The sequence below is a fragment of the Aureivirga sp. CE67 genome (assembly GCF_015767245.1).
In the GTDB taxonomy this organism is placed as follows: domain Bacteria; phylum Bacteroidota; class Bacteroidia; order Flavobacteriales; family Flavobacteriaceae; genus Aureivirga.
On sequence record NZ_JADOTV010000004.1, the window covers coordinates 15,023 to 35,678 of the forward strand.

Genomic DNA, 20,656 nt, shown 5'->3' on the forward strand with positions numbered 1-20,656 from the left:
TGTTTTTATATTTTTTCAAAAGTTGGTCTTTCAAATTTATCCCAAAACTCTTTGTTGTATTTTATTTTTTTAAGATTTATTTCACTTCCTCTTTCCTTATTTCGATGCCTAATTTTTGTTACGTTTTCAAATTCATAATCATAAAAAGCTATTTCTGCAAAAATATTTCCAGGATGAATTTTTTCATTTATATCTTTATATTTAAAAGAGTTTTTTACAATTTTTTTATCCATTACATATTTACCTTTGACTTTTTTAAATTCTACTACCAATTTTTCTGAATCATAAAAATAGGATAGATATTCACTTTGATCTTCTAATTCAATTATGGTAGGATTATTAAATTTCCAAAAATATTCTATTCTGATAATAGCAAGATCTTTTTTATTAATAAAAATATTTCCATAAAAATTGCAGTCAACCCATTGTTCCGTATATTTTCTATTTTTTCTGTCTGTTTGAAATGAGATTTTATATATTTCTTCATTATTTATTAAAGTATCATTTTCAAGTTTTAAAGAGTATTTTTTCATTCTACTTCTTTTTAAAACTTTTGAATCTAAAGTGAAATATTGCCACAAAAAATAACTAGGAACATATTCAGGTTTTTCCTTTCCTTTATTAAAATGAAACTCTTTTATATTAATTGAAGAACGAAAAGTAGAATTAGGTTTATTTACATAAGAGTCCATTACAACTTCATAATCTATATATTTTTTTTCTTTAAATTCAGTGTAACAATGCATATAGTTTTTTACATTATGTTTTTTTGTTGCATTGTTGTAATTTATTTTTCGAAGTGCTTTTTTTAATATTTTATAAGGATTCTGTTTTGCCATAATAACAACTTCACTAAGCTGATTAGGAGCTTCTTCAAGTTTGATTTTCGCACTATTTCTAATTGCTACTTTTTTAAATTTAAAACCTGTTGCATCTACTTGAATAGAATCTGTTTTTCTTAAATAATTAGGTTTTTCTAAAGTATATTTTCCATCCTTATCACTAAAACTTACATTATTTCCTAATCGAACTTCTGCCAAAGAAATTGGTTTTTTAGATTCTTTATTCAATATTTTTCCTGAAATAAATTCAATTTCTTTTTCCAATTTAGAACTAAAAGTTTCTCTATTCGTTGTAGATTCTTTAAACACATCAAAATATAAATAACCATCAAAAGCATTTTTCAAATTACTTTTTACAAAGTGTAGATCAGATAAAAAACGAGTTTGCATCACGGTATCCATAACTTTTTGATTAGATGAAATAAAGAAGTGTTTTTTCTTCTGGTTTCTCATAAATCTCTCAAAAGATTCTGGATGCAATGGAGTAGGGAAAATAGTATCGAAAACCCTATGTTTATGCTCTTCAAAAGCAGTAACAGCAGCAAGAGAGTACGCTTTTTTTCCAAGTTTTTCTTTTACATAAGTTCCCATCGAACGAATTCCAACCAAATCAGGAACATGAGATTCTGGCATATTATTGATGAAATGCGCATTTGCTCCCCAACATATTATTTTTTCATCCGGATGTTTTTCAATGTATTCTAAAAGGTTTTCAGCCATTTTTTTGTCTCTTTGAATATCATTATTTCTAATATGAAATTCAGATCTAGATTTTTTAATTGATTTTTGATAAAAATCAAATTCCGCCAGAATACTTTCAATAGTTTGTTTCCAAATTAAATTTTCCTCGTTTTCAGGTAATTTTCCTATTTGAGAAAGAAGTTTTTCAAAAGCATTTTTAAATTCAGAATATGAAATATCTTCATCATGGTATTTATAATTTGAGGTATAAGTGTCAATTATGATTTCTAAATCATTAAAATTTAGGTTTAGCTTAAGTTTGTTTTTATTACAAAATTTAAATAAATCTTGAACCAAATATTCTGGAGTATAACTCGATGTAATTTGACAGTCAAAACCGTAAAGCTTCAAATCTTTCTTGTTTTTAGTATAGAATTTTTTAAATCCATCAAATTCTTCTACTTCTCCCCAGCAGCCAAAAAGACTTTCTTGAAAAGCATAATCTATAGATTCTCCTTTCTGAATTTGCTGTTCAGCTTTGTAAATATCATATACGCTTCCTTCAAAAGCAATCGTTTTATAACCAAGTTCTTCATACAAATATTCTGCAATTTTTGCTTTATAAATAAAAACATCTCCGTTGAAATGTGAAAATTCTCCAAGCATTACCACGTTTGCATCTTTCAATTCTTCTTTCAGAAAAGAAAAATCTTCTGCTTTCGGATTTTCTGGGATATCAATTATTTTCGGATTGAATTCTTGTGAAAATACGGAAAGAATAAAAAATAGAGATAAAAATGTAAATAGATTAATTTTTTTCATATTATGTTTTTAGGGTTCAAAAAGGTAAGAATACCTCAATGTTTAGCTAATTTTTTAGAGGCGTGAAGATATAAAAAACGAGTAATATTACAATTACTCGCTTTAAGTTTATATTTTTTCAAAAGTTGGTCTTTCAAATTTATCCCAAAACTCTTTGTTGTATTTTATTTTTTTAAGATTTATTTCATCTCCTCTTTTCATATTTAGATATTTGATTTTTGTAACGTTTTCAAATTCATAATCATAAAAAGCTATTTTAGTAACATGGTCTTTTGGATGAAGTACATTCTCTTTATCTAAATACATATAAATACCTTTTACAATTTTTTTATCCATCACATATTTATCATTTACTTTTTTAAAGGTAATTATTGCTTGTTCCGTGTCTAAAAAATAAGATAGATATTCATTTTGATCAAGTAATATATTAGGTTCTGGATCAATGGTTTTCCAAAAATATTCTACTCGAACTATAGCATAGTCTTTTTTGTTTATATATAAGTTTCCATAAAAATCACATGGAATCCATTTTTCAGTGTATTTACTGCTTTTTCTGTCAGTTTTAAAAGTGATCTTATATGTTTCTTTATTATCAATTAAAGTATCATTTTCAAGTTTTAAAGAGTATTTTTTTAATCTACTTTTTTTCAGAACTTTTGAATTTAAAGTTATATGATACCATAAAGAACTATAATCAATATATTCAGGTTTTTTCTTTCCTTCATTTAATTGGAATTCTTGAATATTAATAGCAGAACGAAAAGAAGAGTTAGGTTTATTTACATAGGAGTCAATTACAGTTTCATAATCTACAGATGTTTGTCCTTTAAAATTAGAGTGATAATGCATGTAATTTTTTACATTATATTTTTTCGTAGCGTAGTTATAATTTATTTTACGAAGTGCTTTTCTGACTATTTTATATGGACTTTTATTTGCCATAATAACTACTTCACTTAATTGATTTGGAGCTATTTTAAGTTTGATTTTTGCACTATTTCCAATTGCTGTTTTTTTAAATTTAAAACCTGAAGCATCCACTTGAATAGAATCTGTTTTTTTAAAATACTTAGGTTTTTCTAAAATATATTTTCCATCTCCATCACTAAAAGTTGCATTATTTCCTAAACGAACTTCTGCTAAAGGAATTGGTTCATTAGATTCTTCATCCAAAATTATTCCTGAAATATATTCGATTTCTTTTTCTAATTTAGAATTAAAAGTTGTTCTATAAGCTGTAGATTCTTTGAACTTATCAAAATACAAATAACCATCAAAAGCATTTTTCAAATTATTTTTTACAAAACTGGTATCAGATAAAAAACGAGTTTGTATCATGGTATCCATAACTTTTTGATTAGAAGAAATGAAAAAGTGTTTCTTCTTTTGATTTCTCATAAACCTTTCAAAAGATTCTGGATGCAGCGGTGTTGGAACAATTGTATCAAATACTCTGTGTTCATGTTCTTCAAAAGCAGTTGCTGCAGCAAGAGAATACACTTTTTTACCAAGTTTTTCTTTTACATAAGTTCCCATCGAACGAACTCCAACCAAATTAGGAACATGAGATTCTGGCATATTATTCATAAAATGTGCATTTGCTCCCCAGCATATTATTTTTTCATCTGGATGTTTTTCAATGTATTCTAAAAGGTTTTCAGCCATTTTTTTGTCTCGATAAACATCATTACTACTAAGAAAAAAAGTAGTTTTTATTTCTTTAGGAGGTTTTTGACAATCCTCAAGTTCTACGAGAATACTCTCAATGGTTTGTTTCCAAATAAAAACCTCCTCATTTTCTGATAATTTTTCTATTTGAGAAAGAAGTTTTTCAAAAGCATTTTTAAACTCAGAATAAGAAATATCTTCATTATGATATTTATAGCTTGATGTATAAATGTCAATAATAATCTCTAAATCGTTAAAATCTAGATCTAGTTTCAGTTTATTTTTTTTACAAAATTTAAATAGATCTTGAACAAAATATTCTGGAGTATAACTCGAAACAATTTGACAATCAAAACCATAAAGCTTTAAGCTTTCTTTATTTTTATCATAGAATTTTTTAAATAAATTAAACTCTTCGACTCCTCCCCAAACACCATAAAGACTTTCTTGAAAAGCATAATCTACCGATTCTCCTTTCTGAATTTGCTGTTCAGCTTTATAAATGTCATATACGCTTCCTTCAAAAGCAATCGTTTTATAGCCGAGTTCTTCATATAAATATTCTGCAATTTTTGCTTTATAAATAAAAACATCTCCGTTGAAATGTGAAAATTCTCCAAGCATTACCACGTTTGCATCTTTCAACTCTTCCTTCAGAAAAGAAAAATCTTCTGGCTTCGGATTTTCTGGGATGTCAATTATTTTCGGATTGAATTCTTGTGAGAAAACAGAAAGGATAATGAATAGAGATAGCTGTATAGATAAGTTAATTTTTTTCATATAATATTTTTTAACGATTAAAAAGATGAGAATATTATAATTTATAGCAAATTTTGATGAAGTGGAGATATAAAAAAAGAGCAACATTTCTGCTGCTCTTCCTGAATTTCAATATAAATCGACGTTATTCTTATAAAGTCTCATTTAATATTTTAGCCAAACGAATTCCTCCTTTTTGTAATTGCGTTCTTACAACTGGGAAATATTGGTACATGTACTCATATTTTAAGTTTTCTCCTTCTTTTGCAGAAGCATAAACATTTTCAGCTAATTCTTTGCTTTCATACATCCAATCGATTACAGATCCTTTTTGAATTGCATCAATTTGCTCAGAAGTCAATCTTTTTTGGTTTTTAGCCAATTCCGTATAACTCATTTGGTAGCTATCAATCATTTCTGAATCCCAAACTCTGTGTAAATTTGATTTATCCCAGAACCAATCCACTTTAATAGCATTTCCACCTCTGTCATGAGAATGTCCTACGTGTAAAGGTTGGTGTAAATCTCCAACTAAATGCACTAACATTTTTAAATGAAAAGCTTTGTCTGCTTTAGAAGCATTTTCATCTTTTAAAACTTCTACACACTTGTTGATTCCAACAACTAAATCTCCTTTCGGATTTTTCTTAGATGCTTCGTAAGTATCGCTATCATCAAAGTTTATATAATGCCAAGGCTTATAATCATCATATTTTCTGTCCGATTTGATTTCATCACTATAAGTAGAAACTAAAGCCAATCCATCACCATCCAAAATCTCTTTGATGTGTTTTTTTGTAGATTTTTTCAAATATCCTTCTGCAATCTGACCAACAGTTCTGTGCCCTGTTTGTCCCCAATAAGGCTTATAAGCCAGGAAACTAGAAATAGCAATAACTCCTAATAATCCTAAAATTGTCTTTTTAAACATGTTTTATATTATTTTTTACAAAAATAAACATAGTAGAATAAAATTATTTGTTTTTTAACATTTTTATTTTATATCTTTACGATATCAAAATGATATCAAATTAAAAGAAAAGATTATGGAACAAGAAAAAGTTATCAAACCATCGAACGGATACATGATGTTATTCGTCTTTTTAGTATTATTATTCGGAAGTGCATATGCAGCATTTAAAGTAAATCCATTTTTTGCTTTAGGAATTATCGTAGCACTTTTCATCTCAGGAGGATTTATCTTAATCAATCCAAACAATTCAAAAGTTTTACTTCTTTTCGGAAAATATGTAGGAACTGTAAAAACTAACGGATTCTATTGGGCAAACCCATTTTATTCCAAAAAAAGTATTTCACTAAGAGCAAGAAACTTCGACAGTGAAAGAGTGAAGGTAAACGACAAACTAGGAAATCCAATTATGATTAGTACCATTTTAGTTTGGCGAGTAGAAGATACTTTCAAAGCAGCTTTTGATGTAGATAATTACGAAAACTTCGTAAGAGTTCAGACAGATGCAGCCGTAAGAAAATTAGCAAGTTTATATCCGTATGACAATTTCGAAGATGACGGATTGGAAGAAGAAATCACGCTTCGTGCAAGTGTAAATGAAGTAAGTGAAACTCTAGAAAAAGCATTAGCAGAAAGACTAGCAATGGCAGGAATTCATGTGTTGGAAGCAAGAATCGGTTATTTAGCTTATGCACAAGAAATCGCAAATGCGATGTTGAAACGTCAGCAAGCTACAGCTGTGATTGCCGCTCGTCACAAAATCGTAGAAGGAGCAGTGAGCATGGTAGAAATGGCTCTAGATCATTTAAGCAAAAACGAAGTTGTAGAAATGGATGAAGAAAGAAAAGCAGCAATGGTCAGCAATCTGATGGTTGTTCTTTGTTCGGACAAAGATACTTCACCAGTAATCAATACCGGAACTTTGAACCATTAAAAAAATGTTGATTTTGTAAAGTTCCCCTCTCGAGAGGGGCTAGGGGTGTGTAAATTTTTCAGATTAGAACTCCTTTACAAAATTAAGCTAAACGTTCATTATAAATATTTGGAGCTTCCCTTTTCCTTCGTTTCAAAAAACTCAGGAAAAGGTCGGGCTTTCCGCTATATCTTTTTTGCTAATTAACTAAATGAAGAAAAGCAAAAAAGGATGCCGCTGCAATCCCTAAGCCAGAAAAAAGGAAAGTTTCAAATAAAAAGTAAAATTTAAATTAAGAAGTTTTATTGTAATTAGTTCCCCTCTCGAGTGGGGCTAGGGGTGTGTTTTAAAATAATTAAAATTCTCTCATATGATTTCAAACGTGATAATATTTAATAAATCAGAACTTAATTTAAACGATCACTTTCTAAAAAAAAGTTAATTATTATAAATAAAACGGAGTAGTATTTTGAAATCTTGGTCTAAAATGTATATTTGCGAACCTAGATATTTCTTAAGAATAATTTATCCTAAACAATTGATTATTCTGTAAAATTCTAAATAACTTTATTTATACATCAATAAAAACTTTTTAAAAAATGAAAGAATACAAGTTTATAAAACAAAAAGGTACTGCTATCAAAAAAGACGAAGATTTTGAAGCTTTGCTAAATAGTTATGCAAAAACAGGTTGGAGAGTTGTAAATGCTTTCGTACACCGAGGAAGCGTAAAAGCTATTTTAGAAAGAGACAAAAAAGAAGAATAGACTTTTTTGATAGAAGGTTCTTTTTGACAGGAAATAAACTTTGAGGATATATCATTGGATTTGTGCGATTGCTTGCATTTTCAGAAATCCAATTTTAAGCATTTTTACTTCAATTTACCGTGAATTACGAATTCACAAAAAATAAAAATCATGAATCAAAGACCTAGAATTAAAATAGAGCCTTCTCTTTTTGATAAAATTATCATTTTTTCAAGTTGGAGTATTATCATACTCCTAATTTTTTTTACTTTTCATTATTACTCAGAGTTACCTGAAAAAATTCCTACAAATTTTAATTCTACTGGGAATGCTACCGGTTATAGAGGAAAGATGACACTTTGGTATATGGTTATTGTACTAACTTTAATTAATATACTTTTTCAATCACTTTCTAGAATACCTGAAAAATTCAATTACATCGTAAAAATCACAAAAGAGAACGCAAAAAAACAATATACACTAAACATCAGGATTCTTTATATAACATCTCTTTTGGTAAGTATTTTATTCGCATATATTTTCTATCAAATAATTGCAGTTGCTCTAAACTATATTCCTAAATCATTTGAATATAGTGGCGAAATAATTGTTGGTATTTCAATTCTTTATGTAATTGCAATTATCTATTTAATAATTAAAAATAAATGATAAAATGAAAAACTCAATAATATTATTATTAGTCATGGTAGTCTTCGGAACCGCTGCTTTTGCTCAAAAGGATTTTAAAGAAATAGAACTAAATATTCCATCAAAAGTAATTGATGTACATGGATCGTTATTATACAATCCTGAAAATCAAAATATGCCTTTAGCAATTATGATTCAAGGTTCTGGACCAATGGATAGAAATGCAAATAGTTCTGTAGTAAATGTTCATTCAAATGCTGGTAAATATTTAGCAGAAGATTTGGCAAAGCAAAATATCGCAACATATCGATATGACAAAAGTGCCATTACAGATTTAACAGAAAAGAAAATAGATTATACTACTTATACTTTTGATGAATTTATAACAGATGCAAAAAATGTTGTTGCTTATTTTAAGAAGAACTATAAGTTTTCAAAAATATACATTATTGGTCACAGTCAAGGAAGTTTGGTTGGAATGTTAGCTTCGGATAAAGATGTTGACGGATTTATTTCTATTGCAGGAGCTGCGGATTCAATAGATATAGTTTTGACAGAACAAATTTCTTCACAAGCTCCAGTTTTTAGAGAGATTTTGGTTACTTCATTTGAAAAATTAAAAAAAGGAGAAAAAGTAACAGAATATCCACCTGCTTTGGCTTCTATTTTTAATCCATCAGTTCAAGGATTTTTAGCAAGTTATGCAAAGTATAATCCAACAGAAGAAATTAAAAAAGTAAAAGTTCCAATCTTATTAATTAATGGAACAAAAGATATACAAGTTGATGAAAAACAAGCTGAAAAATTACACAAAGCTGCACCAGAATCAAAAATTGTAATTATCGAAAACATGAATCATTTGTTTAAAGACATAAAAGGAGATAGAGCTGAAAACTTAGCTTCATACAAGAAAGAAAATCCAGATCCAAACTCAAAACAGTTAGCAGAAGAAATAATCAAATTTATTCATGATACTGAATAAAATATTTTTATTGAAGTTAGATGCTCCCCTCTCGAGAGGGGCTAGAGGTGTGTATTTAAATAAAAATTCGCTCTTATATTTTCATCGTAATAATTGATTAGTCTTTAAAAGATTTATCTCTTATAAATTTCGAATAAGAAAAATATTAGAATTACTAAAAATCGCTTATATATTTAGTAGAATACTGACTATATTCGCACTCTAAAAATCTTATGCAATTATGGCAAAGAAAAAAGCGTTTGCGCTGCGTATTGATGAGGAAATGTTGAAAGCAGTAGAGAAGTGGGCAGCAGATGAGTTTCGTTCTACAAACGGGCAAATTGAATGGATGCTAAATAAATGTTTGAAAGAAGCGAAACGACTGAAACCTAAAAAGGAAGACAACACAACAAACAACGAATAAAATGAAATTTAAAATCGCTTTCACAGATATTGATGGAACTCTTTTAAACAAAGAAAGAGAAATAGATATTGTGACCAAAGAACAAGTAAAACGTATTTCTCCAGAGATTCCTTTTATTTTGATTTCTTCGAGAATGCCTAGTGCTATGTATCATCTTCAAAGAGATCTAGAAATCGAAGGTTTACCGATTATTTGTTATAACGGAGGTTTGATTTTAGTAGATAATAAACCAATTCATAGTACAGAAATTCCTATTGAATTGCATAAAGTTATTTCGAATATTGCTAAAGAAACTCCTTTTCATATCAGTTTATATAATAATGATGATTGGTATGTTCCTTCAATGGACTTTTGGGCAAAAAGAGAAGAAAATAATACGAAAGTTACTCCAACTGTTGCAGAAACAGATGCAGTAATTGAAAAATGGGAGCAAGAAGAAAAAGGTGCGCATAAAATTATGTGTATGGGAGAAGAAGAAGCAATTGATGTTATTTTCAATTTTTTAAAAGAAAACCATTCTGATGTTCTTCATTTATATCGTTCTAAACCAACTTATCTGGAAATTGCGAACAAAGAAATTTCTAAACTAACAGCTATTAAAACACTTTTAAAACATAGTTATCCTGAGTTTTCTTTAGAAGAAAGCATTGCTTTTGGAGATAATTATAACGACATGGAAATGTTAGAAGCTGTAGGATTTGGAGTTGCTGTACAAAATGCAAAACCAGAAGTTTTAGAAATAGCAGATGCTGTGGTAGACACAAACCATAATCATGGTGTAGCACAGGCTATTGAGAAATTTTTATAGAAAATATTTAAAAAAAAAAGCTAGGAGCTTATCTATAAAAAAAATCTTAGTTTTAATACAAAAAGAGGTTATTTCAATAATAAGAGATACCCTCTTTTTTTTATTCCTTCTTGAGAATGACTAGAGGTGTGTTATTTATATGTTACTGACTTTTAAGTTTAAAAAAATGCTTTACTATTGTTTATAGATGAATACTAAATGAATTGTTAAAGTGATATTATTTTATCCGTTTTATAATATAATATTAACTAATATATTATTTTTTAACAATATATGTTTAATTTTATTTGTTATTATTATTGTGTCGAATTCAATTGCTTTTAAAAGTGAAAATTATTTTAGAATAAATCTAGAGTATTCTAAAAAGAGAAAATTTGCAAATTTTTTAAATTAAGTAGTAAAACTCGAAGACTACTTTAAAGAAAAAGAGAGTTTCAATTTTACAAAAATTAAAACAAATTATGAAAAAAATACTTTTTAGTATTGCTTTTTTAGCATTAGGATTTACAAGTTTTGCAAATAGTGAAATTTCAAATAAACAATTTTCGAATATAGAAGTAAGTGAGTTTTTTAAACTAAGAACTTGGACTGGAACTGTAATAATTGCAGGTCATGAAGTTTCAGGTACTTTTACTTCAGAAGACGGTATTCATATGATATTTGAAGGTACTATTGATGGTGATCCTGTTCGTTATGGAGGAACTATAAGTGGTTTTCCTGATGCAGTAGGTGCTTATTGTAATATAAACCCTGAAAATGTTAAAGATGTTATTCGTATTATTGGGGAAAGCCATTTAAATGATTTTCAAGAAGAATTAGGAACGTTTCTAAAAGATAAACTATAGAATTTTAATTTATTTAGACCTATTACATTTTAGTATGTAATAGGTTTTTTTATAAAAAACATATATACGATGAAAAAACTTACATTATTAATTTTAGTATTAAATATTTCAATAGCTTTTGCTCAAAATAAAGTTTACCGATTTGAATATAAACAAAAGATAGAAGGAGGAACAGATGAAACATGTGAGACAGGACAGGCATTTATAGATGTGATGAACGAAGCAATGTTAAAAAAGATGGTATGTATATATTATAGTGATAAAGATTTTAACTATGCGGATTCATGGGATGATATAGAAAGTACGAATCCTTTTATTAAAATTGAAATTCAAAATGGTTCAAATAAACACGAAGAATATCCAAGAACTTCAGAAATGGTTTATATTGATTATAATAAAAATATAAAATTTTTAGAGTTGGATGAGAAAAAAGCATATACTAATAAACCTTTTGTGTTTTTAAAAGATAAAGAGTATAGTGGGGTAATAAATGGATATAAAGTATCTAAATATGTTTCTTCTGATGGAATAATAGAAGTTTTTACTTCAAAAGAGTTACCATGGAATATTCAACCTACAATATTTTTAAGAAATTATTTTAAGGAAGGTATTGTAAAAATTAACACTTCTGAAATCGGTTTAAGTTGGATTATTGAAGATGTAAAAGAAGTAGAAAATACAGAAGATTTTGAAAATAAAAAACAACAATTACTAAGACAATCAAAAATCGCTAAAGTAGAAACCTTAAAAAGTTTATTATATAAAGATGAAAATGATCCTAAACCAGTTTTTGAAAAACTTTAGAATTATAAAAACAAAAAACAGCGTTTCAATTTAACTGAAACGCTGTTTTTTTATTTTAAATAATTTTAAACTAATATTACTTTATCTGTTTTATGATGTAATATTAACTAATATGTTGTTTTTTAACAATATATGTTTAATTTTATTTGCTATTATTATTGTATCGAATTCAATTGCTTTTAAAAGTGAAAATTAAATAACGAATTATGAATAAAACAATCATCATTGGATTAATTATTATTTTAATTTTTTCAATAAATACAAGTGCTCAAAACAAAGTATATACTTTTTCTTATAATAAAACACTGATAGTTCCAGATGAAGCCCTTGAAGGACAATGTGCTAATAAAGAAGCTTTAATTAAGGGATTTCAAGAAATTATAAAAGATTATACTTTCAAATTTTTGGCAGATAATGAAATGGTATGTACTGATGGAGTGGAAAATATATTTTCTGATTCAAATAATAATTTTTTAAACAATTCAACCGAGTCAATACCAGTTAAGGAGGATGAAAGAGTATACAAAGATCATTTAGGTGGCTATTTAGATTTAAAAAATCAAAAAAAATATCTTGAGAAAAATTCAAATTCAGCTATTACTTATAAAGAAATAATTTTTATAAAAGACGAAAATTTTAAGGAAAAAGTTAAAGGTTATCAAGTGACAAAATATGTTTCTTCGAAAGGAGATATAACAGTGTATACATCAAAGGAAATACCTTGGTATATACAACCAAACTTATTTCTGAAAAATTATTTTAATGAGGGAATTGTTAAAATTGAATCAACTAAAGTTAGTATGGGTTGGGATTTGATTGAGTATAAGGAGTTAAAGAACACAAAGCAATTTCTAAAAAATAAAAAGGAAATTCTAAATAAAAATAATATATCAACCAATTTATTTAAACATATATTACTAAAAACAGACGATGAATTATAAAAATATATAAACAGCGTTTCAATTATACTGAAACGCTGTTTTTTTTATTAATAAGAGATACTAAATCAATTCATCTTCCTCAGTTAATTGATAACCAATTTCAATAGCCCATTTTCCATCTACATCACTAGAAAATTGCCAATTCATTACACCACCAATTCCGAATGATTCTTTTAAAGGATTTACAATTTCTGAAACAATCGTTTCTGCAGGTAAATATCCAGAACCAGCATCTTTTTCTGTTACAGGAAATCCAAGAACGTGTTTTTCAGCACTCATTCCAGCAAGTGAATTAAATTCAGAATACGTTTCGATAATTTTTGCAGGATTGCTACTCCATGGTGTATTATTGTAATATTGCACATTTACAAAATCAATCGCATGACCAGCTTTTTCCATCACAGCAACATAACCATCAATTTCAGTTCCTTTTCTAAAATAAGGAGGTTGAGGTGCGTGCGCAATTTCTTTATCCGAATCCATACGTTTTTTCAACTCTAAAGTTAAATCAATTAAAAACTGACGACCATCATAAGTTGCAGTATTTTTAAAAGCTGAAGTATCTTCAAAATCTAGATCAATTCCATCTAAATTATTTTCATTCATAAAACCTACAAGTAACTCTGCCATTTCAGCTTCTTTACCTACAATTCCTTTATAAGCATCCGAGTGCATAGCTCCTCCACCAAAAGAAATCATTACTTTTTTTCCTGCATTTTGTAAGTCCTTGATTGCTTCTTTAGTAGAATTCGTAAAAGTAGGTGGAATGTTTTTTAAAGCAGTTCCTCCATCCAATACTAATTCCATCGGACTTGCTTCTTTTGTAAATAAAAATGCAATAATAATATGAGTATATGGTAAAGAAATCGCTTCTTTTAACGCTATTTGATTACCACAATAATAGCTTATAAATCTTGATGTGTTTTGCATAACAAATCTTTTGTTTTTGTTAATTCTTTTTTGATATGCTAAAATAATGTTTTTAATTTTGATTAAGATATGTGTTGTAAAATTAATTTTTTAATTAAATTACATTATTATTTTACAGTAGTTTAACTCTGTATAGTGTTAAAAGCCTAAAAGTAACTTTACATTTATCTTATAAGAAATTGCAATTTTTGATCTATTAAGTGGGAAATCTCGAAAATCACTTGAAAATAAAAGAGAGGTAATTTTAACATAATTAAAAACATGAAAAAAATTTTATTCATTACAGCTATTTTAGCTTCAACTTTTTACACATTCGCTTCAACTGAAAACTTGAACAAGTTTCAAAATTCATTAACTAAATTTGCAACTGATCCAATAGCTGTTGATTATATCATAGGAACAGATAGCGGAGATGTTCGTGTAGAAGGGATGTTATTTGAATATGGAGGAATTATTTATTTTAAAGGAACTGTTGGTGGTGAACCTTTCCAATATGCAGGCTCTGCAGGAGGTTTTGATAATGCAACTGCCAATCACTGTTCAAGACTTCAAGAGATATTAATCAAACTTCTTATTGTTGATGAAGAATCTCAAAATCAATTTTATGATGATTTTGTAGAGAATCTAAATTCAAGTCTTTTGAGATAAACAAAATATAAATGGAAGGTGGGAGTTATCGAATATAATTCCCATCTTTTTTTCAAAAAAATGATCAGATTTCAAAGCGAATTAAAATAAAATCTATTCACAAGTATAACCACCATCTATAGTCATCAAAGACCCAGTAATAAAATCAGATTTATCAGAAAGCAAATAAGAAACTAAAGAAGCGATTTCTTCTGGTTTAGCCATTCGTTTTATAAGTTGCGCATTTTCTAGAAAAGAAACTTTTTCTTGTTTATCTTTTTCATTGATACAATATTTTTTTAAAAACTTGTCTACAAGAGGCGTATTCGTGGTTCCAGGACAAACCGCATTTACTTGAATATTAAAAGGAGCACAATCTATCGCAGTACTTTTAGTTAATTGCCCTACAGCACCTTTTGTTGCACCATAAATAGCAGAATTAGCTTTTCCAATAAAACATTGCTCAGAACCATTTAAAACAATTTTTCCAAACTTCTGTTTTTTCATAAATGGAAGTACAGATTTCAATAAATAAAAAGTTCCACAAAAATTGACAGATAATACTTTATGAAAATCTTCCAGCGTAGTTTCTTCTAGATTAGACATTAGATGAATCCCCGCATTGCTAAACACAGCATCTATTCGATTTTCATTTTCAATAATTTCTCCAATAGCATTTTTTACATTTTCATAGTTCGAAATATCACAAAAAACATATTCAGAATAAGAATGCTTTTGTTCTAAAATATCCAAATTATAAACTTTCCAATTTTCTTTATGAAGTGTTTTACAAACTGCTTCACCAATTCCATTCGTTCCTCCAGATACGATCACTATTTTTTGTAATTCCATATGATTTACTTTTAATCAATAAATTACAAAAAAAAATCCCATGAAAATAATTCACAGGATTCTATATTTCTTAAAAATAGTTTCTAAATTAATACCAGCGTTTCTTCTTTTTTCTAGAAGCTTCTGATTTTCTATTTTTTCTATGTTTACTATTCGATTTTTTGGTATGAACCTGAGGTTTTAAATCCGGATCTAATGGAAAAGGATGCTCATTATCCACCGGGATTTTTTTCCCAATCAATGTTTCAATAGTTGCAACATATTCTTTCTCATCTTCACAACAGAAAGAATAAGATTCTCCATTAATTCCAGCTCTACCAGTTCTTCCAATTCGATGTACATAAGTTTCTGCAATATTCGGAAGGTCAAAATTAATCACAGCATCTACTGCCGAAATATCAATTCCTCTTGCAGCTACATCCGTTGCGATTAAAATTCTAGCATCTCCATTTTTAAAACGATTCAAAGCTTTTTGTCTTGCATTCTGAGATTTATTCCCATGCAAACAAGTAACATTAAATCCTTTTTTAGTCAATGATTTTTCCAGTTTATCCGCTCCAAACTTAGTTCTTCTAAAAATAATCGTACTTCCTTTACATTCTCTTTCTAATAAATGAACACAAAGCGCTACTTTTTCACTTTTAGGAACATACATTAGCTTCTGAACAATCGTATCTGCGGTGCTTGAAGTTTTTGCAATAGTCACACGAGTAGGTTGAAACATAATCGTTTTAGCTAATTCCTCAATTGCATCAGGCATTGTAGCAGAAAACAACAAAGTCTGTCTATCTTTTGGACACAATCTTTCAATTTTTCGAATATCATTGATGAATCCCATGTCTAACATCAAATCTGCTTCATCCAAAACAAGTTGCTCTACTTTATCCAAACGGAAAACATCTTGTTTATGCAAATCCAACAATCTACCAGGAGTTGCAATCAAAATATCCACACCTCTTTCTAAAATCTCTTGCTGAGGTACTGCAGAAACTCCACCAAAAATAGCTGTAGAAACCAAATTTGTATATTTCCCATATTGCTTGAAGTTTTCCTGTACCTGAATTGCCAATTCTCTAGTCGGATTCACCACCAAAGCACGGATTTTCTTTCCTTTTTTCGGAGCATCCTGTCTATCAAACAACATTCTCAAAATCGGAAGAGCAAACGAAGCCGTTTTTCCAGTTCCAGTTTGCGCTGTCACAATCACATCATTTTGCTCAATAATTTGCGGAATTACTTTATGTTGTACCTCTGTCGGAGTCGTATAATTCTTCTCCGTAATCGCTCTTAAAATAGGTTTGTTAAGTTTTAAATCTTTAAACTGCATCTTTCATTTTTACTAAACCACAAAAGTACTCTATTTAAAGTGAATAAAATCATAATATTTAAATAGTTTCCAATTTCACATAATAGAATTACCTCAATTCATTTTGTATAATTTTTAAATGAAAACTCTGGCGCACTTTTGTAAAGTGTGTTCATTAGACATTATCATGTTTGGTTTTGTATAAAACATATAGATTATTAAGTTCCCCTCTTTAGAGGGGCTAGGGGTGTGTTTAAAATAATATAAAACGATCTTATAAGATTTTAATCGTGATAATCTTTATTGTAAAAATAAAATTCAAAATATTCTAAATATAATAAGGAGCTTCCCATTTTTCTTCGTTTCTAAAAACTCAGAAAAAGGTCGGGTTTTTCGTTTTTAGTTTTGTTTTTCCAAAAAAGTTTTTCTAAAGAAATCCGTGGGCTTCTAAGGTCGCCTCCGTTTTCTAAGAAAAAACTAATTTTTGCAAAAACAAAAGCTAACCACTTCAATCCCTAAGCCAGAAAAAACAGAAAACAAAAAAGCACTAACAGATTGTTGGTGCTTTTCAGTTTTATATAAATTCAGATATATTCTCAGTTATAATGTCTTTGAAAGATAGAAATCAATACTTCAGTCGGAACAATTTTATCCTCATATCGATGCATTGTTTCTAAAACTTTATCCGTCGCTATAGGACTTAATCCCATTTTCAGACCAATATTTCGAATCATTTCCAATTCTTTAGATTTATTCGTATCATCAATATTCATCAATAAAACCAAACGGTGAAACTGAACAATACGATCACTTTCTTCTTTCGGAATCTCAATAGAAACTTTTTTTACTAATAAAGAATTTAATTCGGGCTTTTCCACGCCTAGTTGTTCAGCAATATTTACAATAAAATTATATTCTTCTGCATTAAGTGGCGCATCACTTTTTGCAAACTGTATCAATTGAGAGAGTAAACTAAGTTTTTCAGCGTGTGACTGCATATTTCATCAAGGTTTTAGCACTTAAAGATAAAAAAAAATACTGATTCGATAATAAGGAAGAATCAATTTAAGATTAATTTAATCAAAAGCTACCTAAAAAATAAATATTTATTAAAGTAAACGAAGAAATAAAAGAAAATAAGTGTAAAAAATAAAAAGCAATAACGGACTGTTATTGCTTTTCTATTTGTAGATTATTAAAAAATTCAAATGAAAAATTTTTCAACTTTTTTAAAAAGATATATGAAAAAAAAAGCTTCACGAAAAAGTGAAGCTTAGTGACCGGGCTGGGGCTCGAACCCAGGACCCTCTCCTTAAAAGGGAGATGCTCTACCAACTGAGCTACCCGGTCATTAAAATTTGTTTTGTGGTGAGAGGAGGATTCGAACCTCCGAAGCTTGCGCAGCAGATTTACAGTCTGCCCTCGTTGGCCACTTGAGTATCTCACCGATATTTTCATAAAAATAAATTTGTGACCGGGCTGGGGCTCGAACCCAGGACCCTCTCCTTAAAAGGGAGATGCTCTACCAACTGAGCTACCCGGTCATAATTTTGTTTGTGGTGAGAGGAGGATTCGAACCTCCGAAGCTTGCGCAGCAGATTTACAGTCTGCCCTCGTTGGCCACTTGAGTATCTCACCAAGATTTTTATGAAAATAAATTTGTGACCGGGCTGGGGCTCGAACCCAGGACCCTCTCCTTAAAAGGGAGATGCTCTACCAACTGAGCTACCCGGTCATTAATTCGCTACTGTTATTCCTTGTTAGCGGCTGCAAATATATGAGCTTATTTTTAAACTAACAAAACAATTTCTAAAAAAAATGTAAAGTTTTTTTTAGAAAACTAAATATCAAATATTTAAAAAATGAAAAAAAATAAACTTTTTTTAAAGTTGCTAATTTTTTATTTAAAATGGAAGTTTCGATGTGTAAAAACTTACTTAAAAATCGCGATTTTAAGGTGGGAATTTGAAGTGTTTTTGAGAAGATTTTCTTTTTGAAAGGGGATTTTAACATTTTTGAACCTGAATTTTTATAATTGATTGTAGAGTTTGGTAGGTTTTAAGAATGAAAATACTTGAAGATTCTTTGAAAGTTTATTGATAATAGAGTTTTTCTTAGATGCAAATGGATTTAGAATTCGAGATTTTAAGGTGAAATTTTGAAGATGTCTCTAGATTGAAGTCATTTTTTTCTTGTGGATGCTTATTCATGAATTACAAATTTATTCCTGTTAACCTTAAAAATTGATAAATAATAATAGAACTTAATAATTATACATCTCAATAGAAGAATTTATTTATTGTTTAAGTTTTTTACTTAATTACATTTGTAAATTAATTTTAAACTTTATTTGTTGAACTAGTATTTTTTTCGGCTTAGGGATTGTAGTGGCATCCTTTTGCGGAGGTACGGAGCAAAAGATATAATGGAAAGCCCGACCCGTAGGGGAAGCTCCAAATAATATTGTAGTTGGTAATAAATTTAGAGGATAGTGGAGCAGTTCTGAGAAATAAAAAAAGCTATGAAAGAATCATAGCTTTGTGTTTTATTTTTCGTTTAGTAGTGCTTTTCGTACTTTTTTGAATAGGTTGGACGAATAAACAAAATCGGTGATTACTTTATTATCGGTTCTGAAAATGTCTTCGTGAGTTCCTTCCCATGCTTTGAATCCATCTTTTAGGAAAATAATTTTTTCTCCAATTTCCATCACAGAGTTCATATCATGTGTGTTGATGATGGTAATCATTTGGTATTCGTCTGTGATTTCTTGAATCAAATTATCGATAAGAATCGAAGTGGTTGGATCTAGTCCTGAATTTGGTTCATCACAAAAAAGATAACGTGGATTCATCACAATCGCTCTTGCAATGGCAACACGTTTTTGCATTCCTCCTGAAAGTTGTGCAGGGAATTTATTATTTACGTTTTCAAGGTTTACTCTTTTTAATACAAAATTTACACGATCTCTCATTTCGTCCAATGGTTGATTTGTAAACATTTTAAGTGGAAACATTACATTTGATTCGATTGTTTCGGAATCAAAAAGTGCACTTCCTTGAAAAACCATTCCCATTTCTTTTCGTAGGTTTCTCTTTTCTTTTATGGATAAGTCGGAATAAATTCTTCCGTCATATGCGATGGTTCCTTTTTCTGGTTCATGTAGTCCTAATAAAGATTTCAGGAATACTGTTTTTCCAGATCCACTCTGTCCAATGATAAGATTGGTTTTACCTTCTTCAAAAGTTGCTGAAATACCTTTTAGAACAGGTGTACCGTTGAATTCTTTATATAAATCTTTTACTTCTATCATTTATCCTAAAAGCATTTGAGTTAAGAAATAGTTTAATAAAATAATTACAACACTTGTCCATACTACAGCTCTTGTACTTGCTCTACCAACTTCGATAGATCCTCCTTTTACGAAATATCCATGATAAGCTGGGATTGTTGCGATGGCAAATGCGAAAACAGTAGATTTTATCATTGCGTAGGTAATTAAGAAAGGGTTGAAATCTTCTTGAATACCTATTACGAAATCTTCAGTATAAAATAAATCTGTTAGTAAACCTGCAGCCCAACCTCCAAAAATACCAAGTGTCATTGAAAATAGAACTAGAATTGGGTAGAAAAATAGTGCAGCAATAATTTTTGGTAACACTAAATAGTTTAAAGAATTTACTCCCATCACTTCTAGCGCATCGATTTGTTCTGTTACACGCATTGTTCCGATACTAGAGGTAATATAAGAACCTACTTTTCCAGCTAAGATTACAGAAGTAAACGTAGGTGCGAATTCTAGAATTACGGATCGTTTTGTGGCAAATCCGATTAGATATTTTGGGATAAAGGGACTGTCAACATTTAAAGCAGTTTGAATAGCTACAACTCCTCCAATAAAAAAGGAGATAAATGTTATTATTCCGATTGACTTTAACCCTAAATCTTCGATTTCCTTAAAAAGGGTTTCTCTGAAGACAGACCATTTTTGAGGTTTTCTGAATGTCTGCTTCAACATTAAGTAATACTTTCCTATATGCTCGATATAATTCATCTCAGCTATTTTTGCGCTAAAATATTAATAAATGGTAAAATACGGCATTTTATATTAA

At 28.9% G+C, this 20,656-nt stretch carries 19 protein-coding genes and 5 tRNA genes; 10 read left to right on the forward strand and 14 right to left on the reverse strand.

What is annotated here, in order from left to right:
* Window positions 1–5 precede the first annotated feature (5 nt).
* The 3 genes from I0K12_RS07080 to I0K12_RS07090 all read right to left on the reverse strand — a co-directional run bounded on the left by I0K12_RS07080 (window position 6) and on the right by I0K12_RS07090 (window position 5,703).
* Window positions 6–2,345 carry an erythromycin esterase family protein gene (locus tag I0K12_RS07080; RefSeq protein ID WP_196886570.1) on the reverse strand — a complete coding sequence of 780 codons (2,340 nt, stop codon included), beginning with the start codon at window positions 2,343–2,345 and terminating at the stop codon, window positions 6–8.
* Between the two features lie 108 nt (window positions 2,346–2,453).
* Window positions 2,454–4,793, reverse strand: coding sequence for an erythromycin esterase family protein (locus I0K12_RS07085; protein WP_196886573.1), 2,340 nt, complete (start codon window positions 4,791–4,793; stop codon window positions 2,454–2,456).
* Window positions 4,794–4,923: 130 nt separating this feature from the next.
* Window positions 4,924–5,703 (reverse strand): S1/P1 nuclease, encoded by a 780-nt coding sequence (locus tag I0K12_RS07090; RefSeq protein WP_196886574.1) that lies wholly within the window; start codon window positions 5,701–5,703, stop codon window positions 4,924–4,926.
* 115 nt (window positions 5,704–5,818) lie between these two features.
* On the opposite strand from I0K12_RS07090, the gene I0K12_RS07095 reads away from it, so the two are divergent.
* The 9 genes from I0K12_RS07095 to I0K12_RS07135 all read left to right on the forward strand — a co-directional run bounded on the left by I0K12_RS07095 (window position 5,819) and on the right by I0K12_RS07135 (window position 12,832).
* On the forward strand, window positions 5,819–6,676 hold the full coding sequence (locus I0K12_RS07095) for an SPFH domain-containing protein (protein ID WP_196886575.1): 858 nt from the start codon (window positions 5,819–5,821) through the stop codon (window positions 6,674–6,676).
* 578 nt (window positions 6,677–7,254) lie between these two features.
* Window positions 7,255–7,422 (forward strand): DUF4177 domain-containing protein, encoded by a 168-nt coding sequence (locus I0K12_RS07100; RefSeq protein ID WP_196886576.1) that lies wholly within the window; start codon window positions 7,255–7,257, stop codon window positions 7,420–7,422.
* Between the two features lie 150 nt (window positions 7,423–7,572).
* Entirely contained in the window at window positions 7,573–8,070 is a 498-nt protein-coding gene (locus I0K12_RS07105) for a DUF1648 domain-containing protein (protein WP_196886577.1), read from the forward strand.
* A gap of 4 nt (window positions 8,071–8,074) precedes the next feature.
* Window positions 8,075–9,031, forward strand: a complete 957-nt coding sequence (locus tag I0K12_RS07110) for an alpha/beta hydrolase (protein ID WP_196886578.1) — start codon at window positions 8,075–8,077, stop codon at window positions 9,029–9,031.
* Window positions 9,032–9,251: 220 nt separating this feature from the next.
* Window positions 9,252–9,434 (forward strand): Arc family DNA binding domain-containing protein, encoded by a 183-nt coding sequence (locus I0K12_RS07115; RefSeq protein WP_196886580.1) that lies wholly within the window; start codon window positions 9,252–9,254, stop codon window positions 9,432–9,434.
* Between the two features lies 1 nt (window position 9,435).
* The gene (locus tag I0K12_RS07120) at window positions 9,436–10,242 is read left to right on the forward strand and encodes an HAD family hydrolase (RefSeq protein WP_196886582.1); all 807 of its coding nucleotides are present in this window, start codon (window positions 9,436–9,438) and stop codon (window positions 10,240–10,242) included.
* A gap of 461 nt (window positions 10,243–10,703) precedes the next feature.
* Entirely contained in the window at window positions 10,704–11,087 is a 384-nt protein-coding gene (locus I0K12_RS07125; protein ID WP_196886584.1) for a hypothetical protein, read from the forward strand.
* 69 nt (window positions 11,088–11,156) lie between these two features.
* Window positions 11,157–11,891 (forward strand): hypothetical protein, encoded by a 735-nt coding sequence (locus tag I0K12_RS07130; protein WP_196886586.1) that lies wholly within the window; start codon window positions 11,157–11,159, stop codon window positions 11,889–11,891.
* Between the two features lie 206 nt (window positions 11,892–12,097).
* Window positions 12,098–12,832 carry a hypothetical protein gene (locus I0K12_RS07135; RefSeq protein WP_196886588.1) on the forward strand — a complete coding sequence of 245 codons (735 nt, stop codon included), beginning with the start codon at window positions 12,098–12,100 and terminating at the stop codon, window positions 12,830–12,832.
* 60 nt (window positions 12,833–12,892) lie between these two features.
* Here the strand turns inward: I0K12_RS07135 and I0K12_RS07140 are convergent, their stop codons facing one another.
* Window positions 12,893–13,762, reverse strand: a complete 870-nt coding sequence (locus I0K12_RS07140) for a glycosyl hydrolase family 18 protein (RefSeq protein WP_196886590.1) — start codon at window positions 13,760–13,762, stop codon at window positions 12,893–12,895.
* Window positions 13,763–14,023: 261 nt separating this feature from the next.
* Here I0K12_RS07140 and I0K12_RS07145 point away from each other — a divergent pair, with 261 nt between their 5' ends.
* Window positions 14,024–14,410 (forward strand): hypothetical protein, encoded by a 387-nt coding sequence (locus I0K12_RS07145; protein WP_196886592.1) that lies wholly within the window; start codon window positions 14,024–14,026, stop codon window positions 14,408–14,410.
* 93 nt (window positions 14,411–14,503) lie between these two features.
* Here I0K12_RS07145 and I0K12_RS07150 read toward each other — a convergent pair whose 3' ends face one another.
* From I0K12_RS07150 to I0K12_RS07195, 10 genes are all read right to left on the reverse strand, one after another.
* Entirely contained in the window at window positions 14,504–15,241 is a 738-nt protein-coding gene (locus I0K12_RS07150; protein ID WP_196886594.1) for an SDR family NAD(P)-dependent oxidoreductase, read from the reverse strand.
* 88 nt (window positions 15,242–15,329) lie between these two features.
* On the reverse strand, window positions 15,330–16,568 hold the full coding sequence (locus tag I0K12_RS07155; protein ID WP_196886596.1) for a DEAD/DEAH box helicase: 1,239 nt from the start codon (window positions 16,566–16,568) through the stop codon (window positions 15,330–15,332).
* Between the two features lie 575 nt (window positions 16,569–17,143).
* The gene (locus tag I0K12_RS07160) at window positions 17,144–17,545 is read right to left on the reverse strand and encodes a TerB family tellurite resistance protein (RefSeq protein WP_196886598.1); all 402 of its coding nucleotides are present in this window, start codon (window positions 17,543–17,545) and stop codon (window positions 17,144–17,146) included.
* Window positions 17,546–17,824: 279 nt separating this feature from the next.
* Window positions 17,825–17,897: transfer RNA gene (locus tag I0K12_RS07165), tRNA-Lys, on the reverse strand.
* A gap of 16 nt (window positions 17,898–17,913) precedes the next feature.
* Window positions 17,914–17,994, reverse strand: a tRNA-Tyr gene (locus I0K12_RS07170).
* A gap of 24 nt (window positions 17,995–18,018) precedes the next feature.
* Window positions 18,019–18,091, reverse strand: a tRNA-Lys gene (locus I0K12_RS07175).
* A 13-nt stretch (window positions 18,092–18,104) separates the two neighbouring features.
* Window positions 18,105–18,185, reverse strand: a tRNA-Tyr gene (locus I0K12_RS07180).
* Window positions 18,186–18,209: 24 nt separating this feature from the next.
* A tRNA-Lys gene (locus tag I0K12_RS07185) sits at window positions 18,210–18,282 on the reverse strand.
* Window positions 18,283–19,092: 810 nt separating this feature from the next.
* Window positions 19,093–19,857 (reverse strand): ABC transporter ATP-binding protein, encoded by a 765-nt coding sequence (locus tag I0K12_RS07190; protein ID WP_196886609.1) that lies wholly within the window; start codon window positions 19,855–19,857, stop codon window positions 19,093–19,095.
* Window positions 19,858–20,598, reverse strand: coding sequence for an MlaE family ABC transporter permease (locus tag I0K12_RS07195; RefSeq protein ID WP_196886610.1), 741 nt, complete (start codon window positions 20,596–20,598; stop codon window positions 19,858–19,860).
* Window positions 20,599–20,656: the final 58 nt, after the last annotated feature.

Excerpts from the sequence above, each read along its gene's own strand:
- I0K12_RS07150 (WP_196886594.1), bottom strand. The coding sequence starts at position 15,241 with ATGGAATTACAAAAAATAGTGATCGTATCTGGAGGAACGAATGGAATT.
- I0K12_RS07140 (WP_196886590.1), bottom strand. The coding sequence starts at position 13,762 with ATGCAAAACACATCAAGATTTATAAGCTATTATTGTGGTAATCAAATA.
- I0K12_RS07155 (WP_196886596.1), bottom strand. The coding sequence starts at position 16,568 with ATGCAGTTTAAAGATTTAAAACTTAACAAACCTATTTTAAGAGCGATT.
- I0K12_RS07120 (WP_196886582.1), top strand. The coding sequence starts at position 9,436 with ATGAAATTTAAAATCGCTTTCACAGATATTGATGGAACTCTTTTAAAC.
- I0K12_RS07195 (WP_196886610.1), bottom strand. The coding sequence starts at position 20,598 with ATGAATTATATCGAGCATATAGGAAAGTATTACTTAATGTTGAAGCAG.
- I0K12_RS07110 (WP_196886578.1), top strand. The coding sequence starts at position 8,075 with ATGAAAAACTCAATAATATTATTATTAGTCATGGTAGTCTTCGGAACC.
- I0K12_RS07095 (WP_196886575.1), top strand. The coding sequence starts at position 5,819 with ATGGAACAAGAAAAAGTTATCAAACCATCGAACGGATACATGATGTTA.
- I0K12_RS07135 (WP_196886588.1), top strand. The coding sequence starts at position 12,098 with ATGAATAAAACAATCATCATTGGATTAATTATTATTTTAATTTTTTCA.
- I0K12_RS07080 (WP_196886570.1), bottom strand. The coding sequence starts at position 2,345 with ATGAAAAAAATTAATCTATTTACATTTTTATCTCTATTTTTTATTCTT.
- I0K12_RS07190 (WP_196886609.1), bottom strand. The coding sequence starts at position 19,857 with ATGATAGAAGTAAAAGATTTATATAAAGAATTCAACGGTACACCTGTT.
- I0K12_RS07085 (WP_196886573.1), bottom strand. The coding sequence starts at position 4,793 with ATGAAAAAAATTAACTTATCTATACAGCTATCTCTATTCATTATCCTT.
- I0K12_RS07105 (WP_196886577.1), top strand. The coding sequence starts at position 7,573 with ATGAATCAAAGACCTAGAATTAAAATAGAGCCTTCTCTTTTTGATAAA.
- I0K12_RS07115 (WP_196886580.1), top strand. The coding sequence starts at position 9,252 with ATGGCAAAGAAAAAAGCGTTTGCGCTGCGTATTGATGAGGAAATGTTG.
- I0K12_RS07145 (WP_196886592.1), top strand. The coding sequence starts at position 14,024 with ATGAAAAAAATTTTATTCATTACAGCTATTTTAGCTTCAACTTTTTAC.
- I0K12_RS07100 (WP_196886576.1), top strand. The coding sequence starts at position 7,255 with ATGAAAGAATACAAGTTTATAAAACAAAAAGGTACTGCTATCAAAAAA.
- I0K12_RS07130 (WP_196886586.1), top strand. The coding sequence starts at position 11,157 with ATGAAAAAACTTACATTATTAATTTTAGTATTAAATATTTCAATAGCT.
- I0K12_RS07125 (WP_196886584.1), top strand. The coding sequence starts at position 10,704 with ATGAAAAAAATACTTTTTAGTATTGCTTTTTTAGCATTAGGATTTACA.
- I0K12_RS07160 (WP_196886598.1), bottom strand. The coding sequence starts at position 17,545 with ATGCAGTCACACGCTGAAAAACTTAGTTTACTCTCTCAATTGATACAG.
- I0K12_RS07090 (WP_196886574.1), bottom strand. The coding sequence starts at position 5,703 with ATGTTTAAAAAGACAATTTTAGGATTATTAGGAGTTATTGCTATTTCT.